Origin of the sequence: Micromonospora sp. GCM10011542, from assembly GCF_042650685.1 — a bacterium.
Taxonomy (GTDB): Bacteria; Actinomycetota; Actinomycetes; order Mycobacteriales; family Micromonosporaceae; genus Micromonospora.
Genome location: NZ_JBHSBO010000014.1, coordinates 46,311 through 61,008, shown reverse-complemented (window position 1 = coordinate 61,008; position 14,698 = coordinate 46,311). Strand labels below are relative to the sequence as shown.

General features: G+C 72.5%; 15 protein-coding genes. 5 read left to right on the top strand and 10 right to left on the bottom strand.

The annotated features are described in order from the left end of the window. The first annotated feature begins 30 nt into the window (after positions 1 to 30). The 3 genes from ACFOW4_RS04135 to ACFOW4_RS04125 all read left to right on the top strand — a co-directional run bounded on the left by ACFOW4_RS04135 (position 31) and on the right by ACFOW4_RS04125 (position 3,411). Positions 31 to 885, top strand: a complete 855-nt coding sequence (locus ACFOW4_RS04135; RefSeq protein ID WP_377524545.1) for an alpha/beta fold hydrolase — start codon at positions 31 to 33, stop codon at positions 883 to 885. A gap of 182 nt (positions 886 to 1,067) precedes the next feature. Further along, positions 1,068 to 2,039: an NADP-dependent oxidoreductase gene (locus tag ACFOW4_RS04130; protein ID WP_377524542.1), complete on the top strand. Its 972-nt coding sequence runs from the start codon at positions 1,068 to 1,070 to the stop codon at positions 2,037 to 2,039. A gap of 103 nt (positions 2,040 to 2,142) precedes the next feature. After that, positions 2,143 to 3,411 carry an MFS transporter gene (locus ACFOW4_RS04125; RefSeq protein ID WP_377524540.1) on the top strand — a complete coding sequence of 423 codons (1,269 nt, stop codon included), beginning with the start codon at positions 2,143 to 2,145 and terminating at the stop codon, positions 3,409 to 3,411. Between the two features lie 22 nt (positions 3,412 to 3,433). Here the strand turns inward: ACFOW4_RS04125 and ACFOW4_RS04120 are convergent, their stop codons facing one another. Further along, positions 3,434 to 4,042 (bottom strand): DUF4291 domain-containing protein, encoded by a 609-nt coding sequence (locus tag ACFOW4_RS04120; protein ID WP_377524538.1) that lies wholly within the window; start codon positions 4,040 to 4,042, stop codon positions 3,434 to 3,436. 198 nt (positions 4,043 to 4,240) lie between these two features. On the opposite strand from ACFOW4_RS04120, the gene ACFOW4_RS04115 reads away from it, so the two are divergent. Continuing rightward, on the top strand, positions 4,241 to 4,375 hold the full coding sequence (locus tag ACFOW4_RS04115; protein WP_377524536.1) for a hypothetical protein: 135 nt from the start codon (positions 4,241 to 4,243) through the stop codon (positions 4,373 to 4,375). A gap of 110 nt (positions 4,376 to 4,485) precedes the next feature. Then, positions 4,486 to 5,142, top strand: coding sequence for a hypothetical protein (locus ACFOW4_RS04110; protein ID WP_377524533.1), 657 nt, complete (start codon positions 4,486 to 4,488; stop codon positions 5,140 to 5,142). Positions 5,143 to 5,173: 31 nt separating this feature from the next. On the opposite strand, the gene ACFOW4_RS04105 is transcribed toward ACFOW4_RS04110, so the two are convergent. The 9 genes from ACFOW4_RS04105 to ACFOW4_RS04065 form a co-directional block, all read right to left on the bottom strand. Beyond that, the gene (locus tag ACFOW4_RS04105; RefSeq protein WP_377524531.1) at positions 5,174 to 6,040 is read right to left on the bottom strand and encodes an NAD-dependent epimerase/dehydratase family protein; all 867 of its coding nucleotides are present in this window, start codon (positions 6,038 to 6,040) and stop codon (positions 5,174 to 5,176) included. 112 nt (positions 6,041 to 6,152) lie between these two features. After that, positions 6,153 to 6,680, bottom strand: coding sequence for a hypothetical protein (locus ACFOW4_RS04100; RefSeq protein WP_377524529.1), 528 nt, complete (start codon positions 6,678 to 6,680; stop codon positions 6,153 to 6,155). A gap of 14 nt (positions 6,681 to 6,694) precedes the next feature. Beyond that, complete coding sequence (locus ACFOW4_RS04095) at positions 6,695 to 7,501, bottom strand: hypothetical protein (protein ID WP_377524528.1); 807 nt, start codon at positions 7,499 to 7,501, stop codon at positions 6,695 to 6,697. Then, complete coding sequence (locus ACFOW4_RS04090; protein WP_377524526.1) at positions 7,498 to 8,730, bottom strand: MCE family protein; 1,233 nt, start codon at positions 8,728 to 8,730, stop codon at positions 7,498 to 7,500. The genes ACFOW4_RS04095 and ACFOW4_RS04090 overlap by 4 nt, the downstream gene beginning before the upstream one ends. Continuing rightward, positions 8,727 to 10,157, bottom strand: a complete 1,431-nt coding sequence (locus ACFOW4_RS04085) for an MCE family protein (RefSeq protein WP_377524525.1) — start codon at positions 10,155 to 10,157, stop codon at positions 8,727 to 8,729. The genes ACFOW4_RS04090 and ACFOW4_RS04085 overlap by 4 nt, the downstream gene beginning before the upstream one ends. After that, a complete protein-coding gene (locus ACFOW4_RS04080) occupies positions 10,154 to 11,401 on the bottom strand; it encodes an MCE family protein (RefSeq protein WP_377524522.1) in 1,248 nt (415 codons plus the stop codon). Before ACFOW4_RS04080 ends, ACFOW4_RS04085 begins: the two co-directional genes overlap by 4 nt. Then, positions 11,401 to 12,384 (bottom strand): MCE family protein, encoded by a 984-nt coding sequence (locus ACFOW4_RS04075; RefSeq protein ID WP_377524521.1) that lies wholly within the window; start codon positions 12,382 to 12,384, stop codon positions 11,401 to 11,403. Before ACFOW4_RS04075 ends, ACFOW4_RS04080 begins: the two co-directional genes overlap by 1 nt. Next, positions 12,381 to 13,415 carry an MCE family protein gene (locus ACFOW4_RS04070; RefSeq protein WP_377524520.1) on the bottom strand — a complete coding sequence of 345 codons (1,035 nt, stop codon included), beginning with the start codon at positions 13,413 to 13,415 and terminating at the stop codon, positions 12,381 to 12,383. The genes ACFOW4_RS04075 and ACFOW4_RS04070 overlap by 4 nt, the downstream gene beginning before the upstream one ends. Continuing rightward, entirely contained in the window at positions 13,412 to 14,698 is a 1,287-nt protein-coding gene (locus tag ACFOW4_RS04065; protein ID WP_377524518.1) for an MCE family protein, read from the bottom strand. The genes ACFOW4_RS04070 and ACFOW4_RS04065 overlap by 4 nt, the downstream gene beginning before the upstream one ends.

Sequence of the window (14,698 nt, the reverse complement as noted above, 5' to 3'; positions counted from 1 at the left end):
TCGCAGTTCTTGGCCGGAAGGGCGGACTGAATGACCATGGAGCGGATCAGAGCACGGGACGGCGCGACCATCGCGGTGCACTCCACCGGAACCGGGCCCGGGATCGTCGTGGTGCACGGCGGCGGGGTCACGATCGACGTCTACCGCCGGCTGGCCGCGGCGCTGGCCGACCGGTTCACGGTGCACCTCTACAACCGCCGGGGACGGATGGACGCCCCACCCAGGTCAGAGCCCTACACCTTCGAGCAGGACATCGACGACCTCGCCGCCGTGCTGGAGCACACCGGTGCCGGGAACGTCATCGGGCACAGTTCCGGCGGATTCATCGCACTGCAAGCCGGGCTCCGGCTGCCGATGGAGAGGCTCGCGCTCTACGACGCGGCGGTCTCCGTCGACGGCAGCTTTCCCGCCGCGTGGCTCGACGACGCGCGCGCGGCGCTGCGGGCCGGCGACACCGCGCGGGGCCTCGCCATCACGGCTGCGGGCATGAACACGCAGATGGCGGCGTCGAGGCTCCCGCTCGGCGTACGGACCGCGATCACGCGCGCGTTCCTGCGTACCCCGATCGGACGGACGATGGGCGACTTGGCGGAGATGACCCTGGACGAGACGGCTCAGATCGTGGCGCACGACGGCCCCGCCAGCCAGTGGAAAGGAGTCACCGCCGAGGTTCTGCTGGCCTGCGGCGCGGACGGGCCGCCCCACTACGTCGACTCCAACGCAGCGCTGGCCCGCGCGCTGCCACGAGCCCGGACCCTGCAGATTCCCCGTGCCGGCCACGACGCCATCAACCGGGCGCGCCCGAGACTCGTCGATTCGCTCGCCGCGTTCTTCGCGGCGCCGGTGAGCCCACAGCGGTCGGTGCGGCGGGACGCGTTGAACTGACTCCTCGCTGTCCGGCTCGACCGGAGATCCCGCTCCGGCCGCTGATCGCCGCTTCGTCGGCGGCTCGGACCGGCGAACCTGCGCTCGGTAGCCCGACCGGGTGAACGGCGCTCAGGCACGGGCCGACGCCGGTGGGGGCACGGCATGCTGCGCGGGAGACGAGCAGGCGGAGAGGAACCCAGATGGCAGACGGCGATGTACCCGAGCGGATGCAGGCCGCGGCCCTCGACGAGTTCGGCGGCCCGGAGGTGATCACCCTGCGTATCCTGCCGGTGCCGCAGATCGCCGACGACGAGGTCCTGATCAAGGTGTGGAGCGCCGGCGTGGGGGTGTGGGACGCCCTGGAACGCGAGGGCAAGCTGGTGCCCGAGGGCTCCTCGTTCCCGATCGTGCCCGGCGCGGAGGCCGCCGGCAGCATCGCCGCCGCCGGAGCCAAGGTGACCAACGTCGCGGTGGGCGACGTGGTCTACGTGTACGGCTACACCCGGCCGAAGGGCGGCTTCTACGCCGAGTACGCGGCGACGAAGGCGCAGTACGTCGCGAAGCTGCCGGCCGGAGTGCCGGTGGAGCACGCCGGCGCCATGCCCACCGACGCGCTGACCGCGCTGACCGGGCTGGACGCGCTCGGCCTGGCGACCGCGGAATGGGTGCTGATCTTCGGCGCGAGTGGCGGGCAGGGACATCTGGCCCTGCAGCTGGCCAAGCGGCAGGGGCTCAACGTGATCGCCGTGGCGTCCGGGGCGGAGGGCGTGGCACTGGTGACCCGGCTCGGCGCGGACGTGGCCCTCGACGGGCGCGGCGACCTCGCGCAGGTGCTCGCCCGGATCCGGGAGGTCGCGCCGGACGGGGTCGGTGGCCTGCTGGCGATGGCCGGTGGCCGGACGCTGGACCAGCTCGCCGAGACGCTGCGCGACGGTGGCGTGCTCGCGTACCCGCACGGGGTGCAACCGGAACCGGGCGAGCGGCCCAGCGTGACGGTGCGGGCGTACGACGGTGAGACCGGCCCCCGGCAGTTGCAGCGCCTCAACGAGCTGATCGAGGCGGGGCCCTTCCAGGTGCACGTGGCCGAGTCGTTCCCGCTGGGGAAGGTGGCGGAGGCGCATCGCCGGCTGCAGACCTCGTTCACGGGCCGGCTGGTGCTCACGGTGGCCTGACGAGCGGGCGCGACGACGAGCACCGCGCCGTCCCGGTCCCCGCCGGTTCTGCCCGTAGCGATCTTTGTTGATCCGAGCGGCCTGCACCCTGTCAGGTAGCGGTATGACCACGGACACCGCGAAGCCCGGATTCCCGCGTTCCTCGCCGTACTGGCCGGTGGTGAGTCATCCGCTGCTACGGCGTGTCCTGCCCGGGCTGGCCGTGTCGGCCCTGGGCGATGGCATGGCGTTGGTCGCGGTCACCTGGCTGGCGTTGCAACTGGCGCCGCCGGGCCAGCGCGGCACCTGGATCGCGATCGCGGTGGCGGCGTACACCTTGCCCAGTGCGGCCGGCACCATCGTCTTCGGACGGTTGCTGAGCGGTCGGAGCGGAGCCCAGCTCGCCGGCTGGGACGCCATCCTGCGGGCCGCCGCGCTCGCGGCGATTCCCGCCGCCCACCTGGCCGGCGCGCTCACCATCGGGCTGTACGTGACCCTGCTCGCCGCGTCCTCGCTGCTGCACTCCTGGGGATCGGCCGGACGGTTCACCCTGATCGCCGAACTCCTCCCGCACCGACACCACCTGCCGGCCAACGCGCTGGTTTCCACCATCGCCGGGACCGCCACCGTCGTCGGCCCGCCACTCGCGGGCGTCCTCATCGGTTATGCCGGCGCGGTGTGGGTCATCGCACTCGACGCGGTCACCTTCGCCGTCCTGGCGCTCACCTACCGCCTCGCCATTCCCGCTGTCGACCGGACCGACCCGGCGGCGGACCCCGCCTCCCGCACGGCCGGCTTCGGCGTCATCCGCCACGACCGGTCCCTGCTCGGCCTGCTGGCACTCAGCGTCGGGTTCTTCTTCCTCTTCGGGCCGGTGTACGTGGCCATGCCCATCCACGTCGCGGAGGATCTGGGCGGGTCCGCCACGGTCCTCGGCGTCTACTACACCGCGTTCGGCGTCGGTGGCGTCGTCGGCAGCGTGGCCGCCGGTTATCTGCGCCGCTGGTCGCTGTGGCCCACCCTCGTCGGCATCGTCGTCGGGTTCGGCGCCGCCCTGCTGCCGCTCGGCCTGGGCGCGCCCATCGCCGTGTCGCTGCCGGCGTTCGCACTCGCCGGCCTGATCTGGGCGCCGTACATGGCGACGTCGATGGCGCTGTTCCAGCGCAGCACCTCCACCACCATGCTCCCCCAGGTCCTGGCTGCCAACGGCGCCGTCACGGTGCTGGCCGTTCCCCTGGGCACCATGCTGGGCGGTCCGCTGGTGACCGCCGTAGGGGCCCGTCAGACGCTGCTCCTCTGCGCCGCGGCCACCGTGGCGCTGGGCGTATTCACCGGCGCCGTCGCCATCCTGCGCCGCGGGATCGCGACATCACCGGCCGCGGGAATTGGATGATCGAGGTGGCCGAGCAACGACGTCAACCTCGATCGGTGCTGGCGCCGATGACGGTCGCGACCTGGTCCGGCAGCGGATAGGGGCGCTCCTCCGGCAGCAGGGCGGCCGCGCCGGCCTGGTCACTGTCGCGCAGCAGATCCCCGATGGCACGGGCAGTGGGCGTGACGTCGGTGATGCTCACGGTCCACTCGTCGACGTACCGGTCGACGGCCTCGCCGCTCAGCCCCACCTGCAACGACCGGTGAGGCAGCGGCTGCAGGTTCAAGCACCGTTCGGGGTCCCACTGCACCCGGACCGGACTGGCCTTCACCTGCTCGTTCCAGGCTCGCCGGCTGGCGTGACGGTCGGGATCGTAGTGGCTCAGACACGCGTGCAGCAGTGCCCACTCGAAGCCGGAACGGGTTACCTCGATCGCCAGTACGTGCTCCTGACCAGGCTTGCGGCCCCACCCACAGCGGTACATCATCCACCGGAAGGACGGCTTGATCCAGGTCATCCTCTCCCGCTTGAACGGCGTGACGAAGCGCCTGTTGGCCAGCGCCGGCAAGGCGATCTCCGGCGGGTACGCCTGGTAGACGGTGATGGTGTCGGCGGTGTGGACGGCGCGGATCTGCTTCGGTGGAACTGACACGACGCCGATGGTCGCCCGCCACCTGCCTCGCCACCACCCATTTCCCCTGCCTCGGGGCCTACTGGCTTCGTTGGTTCCGGGTGCACCGGCGCCCGATGCCGCCGTCTCTCCGGTCGGCGCTACGGTAGGCGGCCGGTGTCGCCGATCATGGGGAGTGTCATGCCTCGAATCGAGGAAGAAGCGGGCGACGGACGCAGCGTGGCGAGAAGCGTTCTGGCGATCGGCAGCCTCAGCGGGATCAGCCTCCTCGCCATCCTGGCCCTCATCGTCCTCTGCTGCTGCGCGCCCTGCCTCGGGTACCGCTCGCTCTCGCCGGACCTCCCCTTCAACTGAGGCCGCCGATCGCCCTCAACTGTCACCCTCCCGACGGAGCCGGGCTGAGGACCGGAGGATGCTGTGCAGCGCCCGCGCCCAGCAGGGGTGCCACGCAGAGGACACTGAGGATGAATTTCAGCGTTGGGATCTACGACCTCTTCGCGTATGCGATCCCAGGTTCGCTCCACCTCTCTCTGCTGATCTACGTCGTCGATCAGCAGGGCTGGGCCAATGCGGAGGACCTGGGAAGGGTTCCGCTGACGCTCCTGGTGGCATTCGCAGTGATCCTCAGCTACGTCCTCGGGCACCTGACGTATCCCCTGTCCAGGGCGCTCGACCGGATCCCGCGAAGCCGGCTCGACACGGTCATGGCTGCGGTACGACGCAGGTTCCTCGATCGCGCACCCGGGGCCCGGGCGGAAGCCCTCGTCGCCACGGACCTGTTCCTGATCCAGGCAGCGGTGGAGATACACCACCCAGAGGCCGTGGCGGAGGTGAACCGGCTCCGTGCGCAGGGTCTCATGCTGCGCAACTGCGCTGCGGCAATGCTGATCGCCGCACTGGTTGCCGCAACCGAGGCGCTGTTGGGCGACAGGCCGGCGTTCGCGGCGACATCAGCCATTCTGCTCGCCGTTCTGGGCGTCGTCGGCGTCCACGGCGGACAGCGGTTCAGGAGCTGGGCGGCAGCCAAGACGCTGGAGGTCGCCTACTGGACGAGCGACGTCAATCTTCCGATCCCGGCCAGGCCGGCGGTCCCGGACACCGTCGGAAGTGGACGCGGTTGACGGCGATGCCCCGCCGGCTTTCGCGGATGCGTCAGCGGCTCCCGGCGTCCACGTGGTCCCGCCAGGAGTGCCGAGGCTCGTAGCCGAGCATCCGTCGGGCCTTGTCGATGCTGAGCAGGGTCTCGTGCTCGCCGAGTTCACCGCGGATCTCGACCCCTGGGTAGACCTCCGCCATGAGGCTGGCACTGGACCTGCTCATGACGGTGTCGGCGTTGGCGATGATGAAGACCTCCGCGCCCGGCCGGTCGTACGCCAGTGCCCGCTCGACCGCCTGCGCCCCGTCGCGGGCGTCGATGTATCCCCAGAGGTTCCAGCGACGCAGCAGCGGGTCGGCGTCGAAGGACGGGAACCGGGCGTAGTCCTCGACGTCCATGACGTTGGAGAACCGCAGACCCACCATGACCAGCTCCGGGTCCCAGCGGCAGAAGTGCCGCGCCATCTCCTCCTCGAGCACCTTGTTCAGCGAGTACGTCGACTCCGGACGCGGCGCGTACTCCTCGTCGACCGGCGCGTACGGCGGCGGGGTGTCGAATGGCAGCCCGAGCACCGTCTCGCTGGACGCCCACACCACCCGCTTGATCTTTGCTGCCTTGGCCGCGGCGAAGACGTTGTACGTCGCCGCGGAGTTGTTCGCGAAGGTGGTCGCGTTGGGCAGCAGCCCGGGAGCCGGGACCGCCGCCAGGTGCACGACGGCGTCGACGCCGCCCGCGTGCTCGTCGGCGCCGCCGGTGAACGCCTCCACCACCTGGCCGTAGTCGGTGAGGTCGACGAGGAGGAACTCGCCCTCGACGTCGCGGGGATCGCGACCGCCGGCGCGGTCCACCGCAAGCACGTCGACGCCCACCTCGCGCAGGTGCGCGACGACGGCGCGACCGAGTTTGCCGGTGGCCCCGGTCACGACGACGCGCCTGGGGAGTGGGGATGCGGAAGCAGGGTCGGTCATGGTCACATCCTTCCCCTGCGCCCGGATGATCCGCACCCGCGGGGTGCGTTCGCGTCGACCAACGGGATCAGATGGCGGTGGCCTTGGCGACCCGCCACTGCCCGTCGACCATGACCAGGGTGAGCACCACCCGGTTCTGGTCGACCTTCTCCCCCGCCGTGTTCACGTTGCGCCGGTACTGGTTGAGGTACACCAGCAACTCGACCCGCTCGGTGGTCGCCGTGACCACACCGGTGGAGGACACCTCGGCCGCCACGACCGCCTGTTGCTTCGTGGCGGTCTCCTTGAGCGCCGCGGTGGTCTGCGCGTACTCCTTCTCGAACTCGCCGGTGGCGAAGGTGCGACCGTTGGCGATGCTGTCGTCGAAGGTGCGGTAGTCGTAGGAGAAGATCGCCTTGGCGGCGGCCGGTGCGGTGGCGAGTGCCTGCCGTACGGCCGTGTCCCGCTGCGCCGCACGGTGGTCGCCGAACCAGGCGAGGCCGGCGAGGGCGGCTGCCAGCACGATGGCGACGGTCAGCGCCGGGACGAGCCCGATCCGGCCGGGGCGCCGCCGGGAGACGCGCGTTCGGCGCGCGAATTCGACCAGATTGCCCACGTCTGCTCCCTCTCTCATCCGACGAACTGCAGGCGGGACACCAGCCACCGGCCGGATTCCCGGTCGTGGACCAGGTCCGCCTGGATCCGGTAGTGCGACGGTCGTCCCTGCGGCGCCTTGACGTTCTTGACGGTGGCGTCGACGGCCACCAGCACGACCGCCCGGCGGCGGTCCCCGGAGACCAACCCGGCCCGCAGCACCGTCCCGCGCGAGTCGACCTTGTTCTCCACCACGGCGGCCCGGACCTGCGACTGACCTCGGGTGAACTCCTCCTTGAAGTCACCGGTCGCGCCGTCGATGATCCGCTGCATGTCCCGGTCGACGCTGGCCGCGCTGACCGAGACGAAGTTGACGCTGGCCTGCTTGGCGGCGGCGAGGGCGGCCTGCCGGGCCTGATCGGTGGCCCGGTCGGCGTACCACCGCTGACCGGTCACCCCGGCCGCCGCGAGCGTCGCGGCGAGCACGGCCACCAGCAGGACGACCAACGGCCGCCGGCGCCCGGCCGGCGTGGCCGTGGCCGGGACGCGGGCGCGCCGGTCGTCAGCGTCGTCCTGCGGCGGGCCGTCCACGCTCGCCGGGTCGTCGCCGGCGGTCGGGTCGTCCCCGGCCGTCGGATCGTCGGATGTCGTCGGGTCCTCGACCGGCTCCTGGTCGAGCCGCTTCAGCAGGTCCTCGATCGGCTCCGCGGGCCCGCGAAGCTGGCGGGGAACGATCCGGCGCTGTGCCACCCGGCCGGGTGCCCCCGCCTTCGCGCCCTTGATCACTTTCAGCGTGTGGTTCCTGCGAGCCTGCACCGCCACCTCCTCCTTATCGCCGGTCACGGGGTCACCCCGGCGAGCAGCAACTGCTTCCATGACTGGTCCCCGGCCGTCCGGGCCTGGCCGCCGGTCCCGCCGAACCGCAGCGGTCGACCGTCGGCGCCGAGCACCAGGCCGGTCGCCGGGTCGTACCCGGAGGTCCCGGCGGCGGGCGGTGGCGCCGCACCGGACCGGGACGGACCCGGCGCCGGTTGCCGGCCGCCCGGCCGGGGGGCGTTGCCCGCGCCGCGCACGCTGTCGCACGTCGTCGCGCCACCCTGGTAGACGCAGGACGGCGGGTCGTTCACGTTGAGGACGAGACCGAGGTGGGCGGTGCCGTCGCCGGGGGTGACCGTGAAGCCGCCGGCGACCGCTATCGGGTAGACCACGAGGAGCTGCTCGATGCCGGGCAGCCGCCGGGCGGCGATGCCGTTGACGGTCACCAGGTTGCCGAGCAGGGTGCCGACCGTCGGCTCCAGTCCGCGCAGCAACGCGACCAGTTCCCGCCCGGCCGGCGGTCCGGCGGCGAGCAGCCGGCGCAGATCGGGATCGGCGGCGCGGACGGTGGCGGCCAGCTGGGCCAGGCCGGACGCCCAGCGGCGCAGCGCCTCGGCCGAGTCCGCCTGGGTGGTGAGCACGGTACGTCCGTCGTCGATCAGCGTGAGGGTCTCCGGCAGCCGCGTGGACGCCTCGGTCAGCAGCGCGTCGCCGGCGTCCAGGATCCGCGCCAGCGCCGCCTCGTTGCCCTCGAACGCGGTGCCGAGTTCGGTGATCAGCACGTTGAGGTCGTCCGGATCGACGGAGCGGACCAGGGCGTCGAGGTTGGTCAGCAGCACCTCCGGGGCGAGCGGGACGCCGGTGCGGTCGGCGGGGATCACGGCGCCGTCACCGAGATACGGAGCGCTGTCGCGCTCGGGGCGCAGGTCCACGTACTGCTCACCGACGGCGGAGCGCTGGGCCACCACGGCGCGCAGGTCGTCGGGCACCCGGACGTCGCGGCGCAGCCGCAGGTCGGCGCGGACCCCGTCGCCGCGCAGGCTGACGGCGGTGACCCGGCCGACCGGAACCCCGCGGTAGGTGACCGGGGCGTTGGGGAAGATCCCGCCGGCGCGGGCGAGGTCCAGGTGCACGAGGTAGCTTCCGCCGAGCAGCCGGTCGCCCAACCCGACGTAGCGGATCCCGACGTAGCCGACGCCGAGGACGCTTACCAGCACGAACGCCAGGACCTGCAGTCTCGCGGTTCGTCCGATCATGGTGTGAGGCCCCCTCCGAGGACGTCCGGCAGGTCACCGATCAGACCGGTCACCGCGCCGGTCACCGGGAGCAGGCACTGTGCCGTCAGGACGGTGCCGGCGGGCAGTTCGGTGCCGGCGGGGAAGGCGGTGCCCGGCGGCACCACGCCCTTGGGCAGGATCAGGCCGCCGACGGGCACCGCCGAGCCGGGCTTGAGCAGGACACAACCCTCCGGCAGGAGGCAGTCCTTCGGCGGCGTCCAGGTCGCCGGGAAGTGGGCCAGGTCGGGCAGACATCCCACGATCGGCAGGTCGGGCACCGGACCGGGCTTGGCGCCGGGTCGCGGGGCGGCAGGTGCCCGGCCGCCGGCCTTCGGCGGCCCGCCCGGCGTGGACGGCTTCGGCGGCGCCGCCCGGCGTGCCGGTGCGGGGGCCGCGGCGACCAGGTTCGCCAGGATCGAGGCGGAGTCGAGATCGGCGGTCACGGACAGGTTGACGAAGTCGCCGACGATCGCGCCGGTGACGTTGGGCGGGAACGGGAACGACAGCATGAAGTCCAGGGACTTCGGCAGGTCGTCCCCGGCGCGTACCAGTTGCTCCAGGATCGGTTGCAGCGCCCGCAGGTCGGCCAGGGCGTCGTCCCGGCTGCGGTCGACGACCCGGGTGCCGACCTCACCGAGTTTGCCCAGGGCGGTCAGCGCTTCGGTCAGTTGGGCGCGCTGACGGGCCAGCACGGTCAGACCCGGGGCGAGTGAGTCCACCGCCTCACCGAGCGTCCGCCTCTGCCGGTCGAGCCGACCGCTCAGTCGGTCGAGGGCGTCGAGGGCGCGGACCAGGTCGGCCTTCTGCCGGTCCAGCCCACCGATGAACTCGTCGAGCTGTCCCAGCGCGTCCCGTACGGCGGGTTCCCGGCCTTCAAGGGCGGTGCCGAGCTCCTGGTTGATCGTCCGGAGCTGGGCCAGGCCGCCACCGTTGAGCAGCAACCCGAGGGCGGCGAGGACCTCCTCCACCTCCGCGCCACGGGCGGTACGGGACAGCGGGATGACGTCGCCGTCGGCGAGCCGGGCGCTCGCCGGTGCGGTGGGTGGCGCCGCGAGGGTCACGTACTTCTCGCCCAGCAGACTGCTCTGCCGCACCGCGGCGGTGGCGTTGGCGGGCAGGCGTACGTCGGTGCCGACGCGCAGGGTGACCCGGGCGGTCCAGCCGGCGAGGGAGATCTTCTCGACGCTGCCGACGGTCACGTCGTCGACCTTGACGGCGGCGCGGGGCACCAGGTCGAGCACGTCGCTGAACTCGGCGGTGACGGCGTACCCGTCGCCCTTGGGGGCGCCGCCGGGCAGCGGCAGACCGGCCAGATCCGGCAGGCCGCACCCGGCCGGGAGCAGCGCCACCAGGACCGCGCCGACCAGCGCGCGCGTTGCCCGGGCGCGCACGGTGCGGGCGGTCATGACACGCCTCGCAGGATGCCCCCGAGGGTCGGGTCGCTGGTGATGCCGGAGCCGCCCGGCGCCTGGTCGGGGATCGGCGCACCGGGGGAGCTGACAGGAGGTCCCGGTGAGGACCCGCCGGTCGCCGGGGCGCCGGGCGGCAGCTTGAGCAGCTTGCGCAGCTGGTCGGTCATGGGCAGCCCGCGCGAGTGCAGGGTCTGCGCGAGCGCCAGGCACTTCGCGGGCACCTTCGCCGCGGGGAGCTGATCCACGATCAACGAGCAGGCGAAACCCGCCGGGTCGTACGGGCCCAGCGCGTTGTCGCGGGTGTCCAGGGTGCCGGAACGGGGGTTGTAGGCCAGGTTGAGGTTGCTCAGCGTGAGTGGGGCGACATCGAGGATGTCGATGACCGCCTGCTGCTGACGGACCAGCACGCCGGTGATGTCGGTCAGGGCCGCGACGTTGGAGGTCAACGCCGCACGGTTCTGGTTGACGAACGTGGTGACCTCGGCCAGCGCGGCGGCGAGGTTGTGCAGCGCCGCGGCCAGCTCGTCACGCTCTCCGGCGAGCTGCCCGGCGACGTCGGCGAGCTGCTGGTTGAAGGCCCGCACCTGCTGGTCGCTGCGGGCCAGCGCGGTGGTGAAGCGTTGCAGGTTGGCGACGGAGCCGAAGAGGTCCTGCCGGCCGTCGGAGAGGGTGGTCAGTGCCTGGGACAGCCCGTCGAGGGTGTCGTGCAGGTTCTGGCCGTTGCCCTCCAGGTTGGCCCGGCCGGTGGCGACCAGGCCGGACAGCGCGCCGTCGCGGTTGGCGCCCTCGGGGCCGAGGGTGCGGTTGAACTCGTCGAGGGCCTGGTAGATGTCGTCGATCTCCATCGGTGCGGCGGTGCGCGCCAGCGGGATCTCCGCACCGTCGGCGAGCGCGGCGCCGCCGGCGTACGCGGGGGTGAGTTGCACGTACCGGTCGCTGACCACGCTGGGCGGGACGATGAGCGCCTGCGCGTCGGCGGGCACGGGGATCGCCGCGTCGTAGTGCATGGTGACCTTCACCGACCGGCCCTGCGGGGTCACCGCGACCACCTCGCCCACGCGTACGCCCAGCACCCGCACATCCGATCCCGGGTAGACACCGACGGCTCTGGTGAACCAGGCCACCACCTGTCGTGGGGGTGTGCCGTGGCGGAGGACGACCACGCCGGCGGCGACGGCGACCAGCAAGGTGGTGGCGACGGCGAGGGCGCGTCGCCAGCGCCGGATGGGACCGGGCATCAGCGGCCTCCGGTGGTGGGTTGGTACGGCTGGAGCAGCCCGGACACGTACGAGTCGAACCAGCGGCCGTTGCCCACCACGTTGGCGAACGCGGTGACGAACGGGCCCATCCGCTGGATGGTCTTCTCCAGGTCGTCCCGGTTGCGTTGCAGGATGGCCACCACCTCACGCAGCTCGCGCAGCGCGGGTTCGAGCTGCGCGCGGTTGTCGGTGATCAGTCCGGAGAGCTGGGTGGCGAGTTCGTCGGTGCCGACGAGAAGCTTGTGGATGGCGTCGCGGCGGCGGCTCACCTCGGTCAGCAGCGCCTCGCCGTCGGTGACCAGCTTGCGAAACTCCTCGTCGCGGGTGGCGAGCACCGACGTGACGTCCCGGGCCCGGGCGAGCAGGGTGCGCAGTTCGGCGTCGCGGCTGGCGACCGTACGGGACAGCCGGGACAGCCCGACCAGGGACGCGTTGACGCTGCCGGGGGTGTCGGCGAAGGTCTGCGACAGGGTGGTGAAGGCGGCGGCGAGCTGGTCGGTGTCGACCTTGTCGAGGGTGTCGGCGAGCCCCGTGACGGCCTGCACCACGTCGAAGGGCGCCGCGGTGCGGGCGAGCGGGATCTCCCCGCCCTCGCGCAGCCGCCCCGGCCCGGCCGGCGACAGGGCCAGGTACTTCTGGCCCAGCACCGTCTTGATCCGGATCGTGGCGCCGGTCTCGGTGCCGAGGCGGACGCTGTCGTCGTCCACCCGGAACCGGACCCGTACATGTGGTGCGCCGTCGCGGGCCAGTTCCACGGCGGTCACCTTGCCCACCCGCACCCCGGCGACGCGCACCTCGTTGCCGCTGGCGAGGCCGCTGGCGTCGTGGAAGGCCGCCTGGTACGAGCGTCCGGTCAGCGCGGCGAGCCGGTCGAGCTGGAAGGCGCCCAGCAGCACCGCCACGATCAGGGCCAGCCCGACCGAACCGACGACGGCGGGATTGCGTTCGCGAAACGGTGTCATTGGCTGCCTCCGGTGGCACAGCGGGCGGCCGAGGCGCTGAAGGCGGGCAGGTCGATCGGCGCCTGCCCGGCCACCGCCACGTTGCCGTCGAAGTCGCAGAGGTAGAAGTTGAACCACGAGCCCGAGGAGGCGACGCGGGTCAGCGCCTCGTACCGCTCCGGCAGCCGCCCGAGCGTGCTGTCGATGACGGCCGCGTTGCGGTTGAGGTTGCCGGCGAGGTCGTCCAGGGCGCGCACGTCGGCGGCGAGCGGTGGGCGGGCGTCGCGCAGCAGCGAGGACGTGGCGGTGGTGAGGTCGCCGATGCTGACCAGCGACTCACCGATGGCGGTGCGGTCGGCGGAGAGACCGGAGACGAACTGCTGCAACTGGCTGATGCTCTGGTCCAGGTTGCGGTCCCGTTCGGCGAGCGTGCCCAGGACGCCGTTGAGGTTGGTGACGACCCGCCCGATGACGGCGTCCCGGTCGGCGAGGGTGTTGGTCAGGGAGGCGGTCCGGCGCAGCAGGCTGCTCACCGTGCCGCCCTCGCCCTGCAACACCTGGATGATCTCGTAGGCGAGCTTGTTCATGTCGTCCGGGCTGAGCGCGGTGAACAGCGGCCGGAAGCCGTTGAACAGCACGGTGAGGTCCAGTGCCGGCGTGGTCTGGTCGAGGGGGATGAGGCCGTCGGACCGCAGTGGCCGCCCCTCCCCCGGCCCCTCGCTCAGTGCCACGTACCGCTGGCCCACCAGATTGCGGTAGCGGATCTTCGCGCGGACGCTGGTGGCCACCGCCACGTCGGGCGTGACGGTGAAGGCGACCTCGGCGACGCTGTCGTCGACCACGGTGATCCGGCTGACCCGGCCGACCTTCACCCCGGCGACGCGAACGTCGTCTCCCGGCAGCAGTCCGGTCACGTCGGTGAACCGGGCTCGGTAGGTGACGCCGCCGGGTGGGAAGGCGCCGAGGGTCTGGGCGAGCAGCGCGGTCAGCAGCAGGGTCACCGCGGCGAAGACCGCCAGCTTCAGCAGGGGTGCCCACGTCCTGGTGCTCATCGGGCGTTCACCACCCCGCCGCGCAGCAGCGGCCCCCAGAGCAGGACCGCGATGTCGGGGACCTCCGCCGGCAGGGTGCCCGTGACGGCCCCGACGAGGGGTTTGACCAGGGCGCGCTCCTCGGGAGTGCCGGCCTGGCCCATGGCCGGGGAAGCACCGGCGGGCGCGGTCGCCGGCGTGCCGACGACGAGGGGGGTACGGGGGCGGGCGCCGCGGTAGTCGTACCCGTCGTTGACGGGCACCTCCGGCGCCGGCTGTGCGGGGCGGGGCAGGCCGCGGCACTGCGGGCCGTTGCGCGCGCCGTAGGCCGGCTCGTCGCGGCCCTGCTCGTACCTGCCGCCGTCGCGGGTGACCTCCAGGGTGATGTGCATCCGTCCACCGGCGAAGACCTCCTCGACCCGGGGTTGCAGGGCCACCAGGCCGCTCATCAGGCAGGGGTACTCGGGGGCGTACGTGGCGAGCAGTTGCAGCACCGGTCGGCTCACCTCGCCGAGCGCGATGAGCTGGTCGCCGTGTCGGTCGAGGAAGCCCCTCGTGACGTCGGCGGTGTCGGTGGTGTCGGCCAGGAACGCCGCGAGCTGCCGGCTCTGGTCGGTGACGGTACGGGCGGTGACGGTCACGTCGCGCAGCAGCGCGAGCAGGTCGGGCAGCGCCGCGTCGTAGCCGTCGAGCACGACCGCCAGCTTCCGGACGTCCTCGGCGATGGTGGGCATCGCCGGGTTGAGCTGCCGGAGGTACTCGTCGAGCCGGACCACGTTCGCGCCGAGCTGGTCGCCGCGTCCCTCCAGCGCGGTCGAGAGGGCGCCCAGGGTCGCGGCGAGCTGGTCGGGCCGGATCGCCTGCAGCAGCGGCAGCGCCTGGTCGAGGACCCGTTCCAGCTCCACCGCGGTGCGGCTGCGGTCCTGGGTGATCACCGCGCCGTCCCGGATCGGCGGCCCGGCGTCGCCGCCGGGCGGCGGGACGAGTTCGACGTACCGTTCGCCGAAGAGGGTCTTGGGCAGCAGTCGCGCGCCGACGTCGGCGGGGATCCGGGGCGTGGTGCGGGGGTCCAGGGCCAGCCGGATGACGGCGCCGGCGCCCTCGGTGTCGACCGAGCGCACCTCGCCGACGACGACTCCGCGTACCTTGACGTCGGCGCCCTGGCTGAGCTGCAGGCCGGCCCGGTCGGCGCGCAGGGTGACCCAGGCGACCGGGGTGAACGCCTTGCGGTACTGCAGGACGGACGCGGTCAGCCCCGCCGTCAGCACGACGACGAAGACGATGCCGAGGATGCGATGTCTCAT

What these genes read in the sequence shown, in the direction of transcription:
- ACFOW4_RS04135 (WP_377524545.1), top strand. Translation starts at nt 31, where the DNA reads ATGACCATGGAGCGGATCAGAGCACGGGACGGCGCGACCATCGCGGTG.
- ACFOW4_RS04130 (WP_377524542.1), top strand. Translation starts at nt 1,068, where the DNA reads ATGGCAGACGGCGATGTACCCGAGCGGATGCAGGCCGCGGCCCTCGAC.
- ACFOW4_RS04125 (WP_377524540.1), top strand. Translation starts at nt 2,143, where the DNA reads ATGACCACGGACACCGCGAAGCCCGGATTCCCGCGTTCCTCGCCGTAC.
- ACFOW4_RS04110 (WP_377524533.1), top strand. Translation starts at nt 4,486, where the DNA reads ATGAATTTCAGCGTTGGGATCTACGACCTCTTCGCGTATGCGATCCCA.
- ACFOW4_RS04090 (WP_377524526.1), bottom strand. Translation starts at nt 8,730, where the DNA reads ATGATCGGACGAACCGCGAGACTGCAGGTCCTGGCGTTCGTGCTGGTA.
- ACFOW4_RS04085 (WP_377524525.1), bottom strand. Translation starts at nt 10,157, where the DNA reads ATGACCGCCCGCACCGTGCGCGCCCGGGCAACGCGCGCGCTGGTCGGC.
- ACFOW4_RS04080 (WP_377524522.1), bottom strand. Translation starts at nt 11,401, where the DNA reads ATGCCCGGTCCCATCCGGCGCTGGCGACGCGCCCTCGCCGTCGCCACC.
- ACFOW4_RS04075 (WP_377524521.1), bottom strand. Translation starts at nt 12,384, where the DNA reads ATGACACCGTTTCGCGAACGCAATCCCGCCGTCGTCGGTTCGGTCGGG.
- ACFOW4_RS04070 (WP_377524520.1), bottom strand. Translation starts at nt 13,415, where the DNA reads ATGAGCACCAGGACGTGGGCACCCCTGCTGAAGCTGGCGGTCTTCGCC.
- ACFOW4_RS04065 (WP_377524518.1), bottom strand. Translation starts at nt 14,698, where the DNA reads ATGAGACATCGCATCCTCGGCATCGTCTTCGTCGTCGTGCTGACGGCG.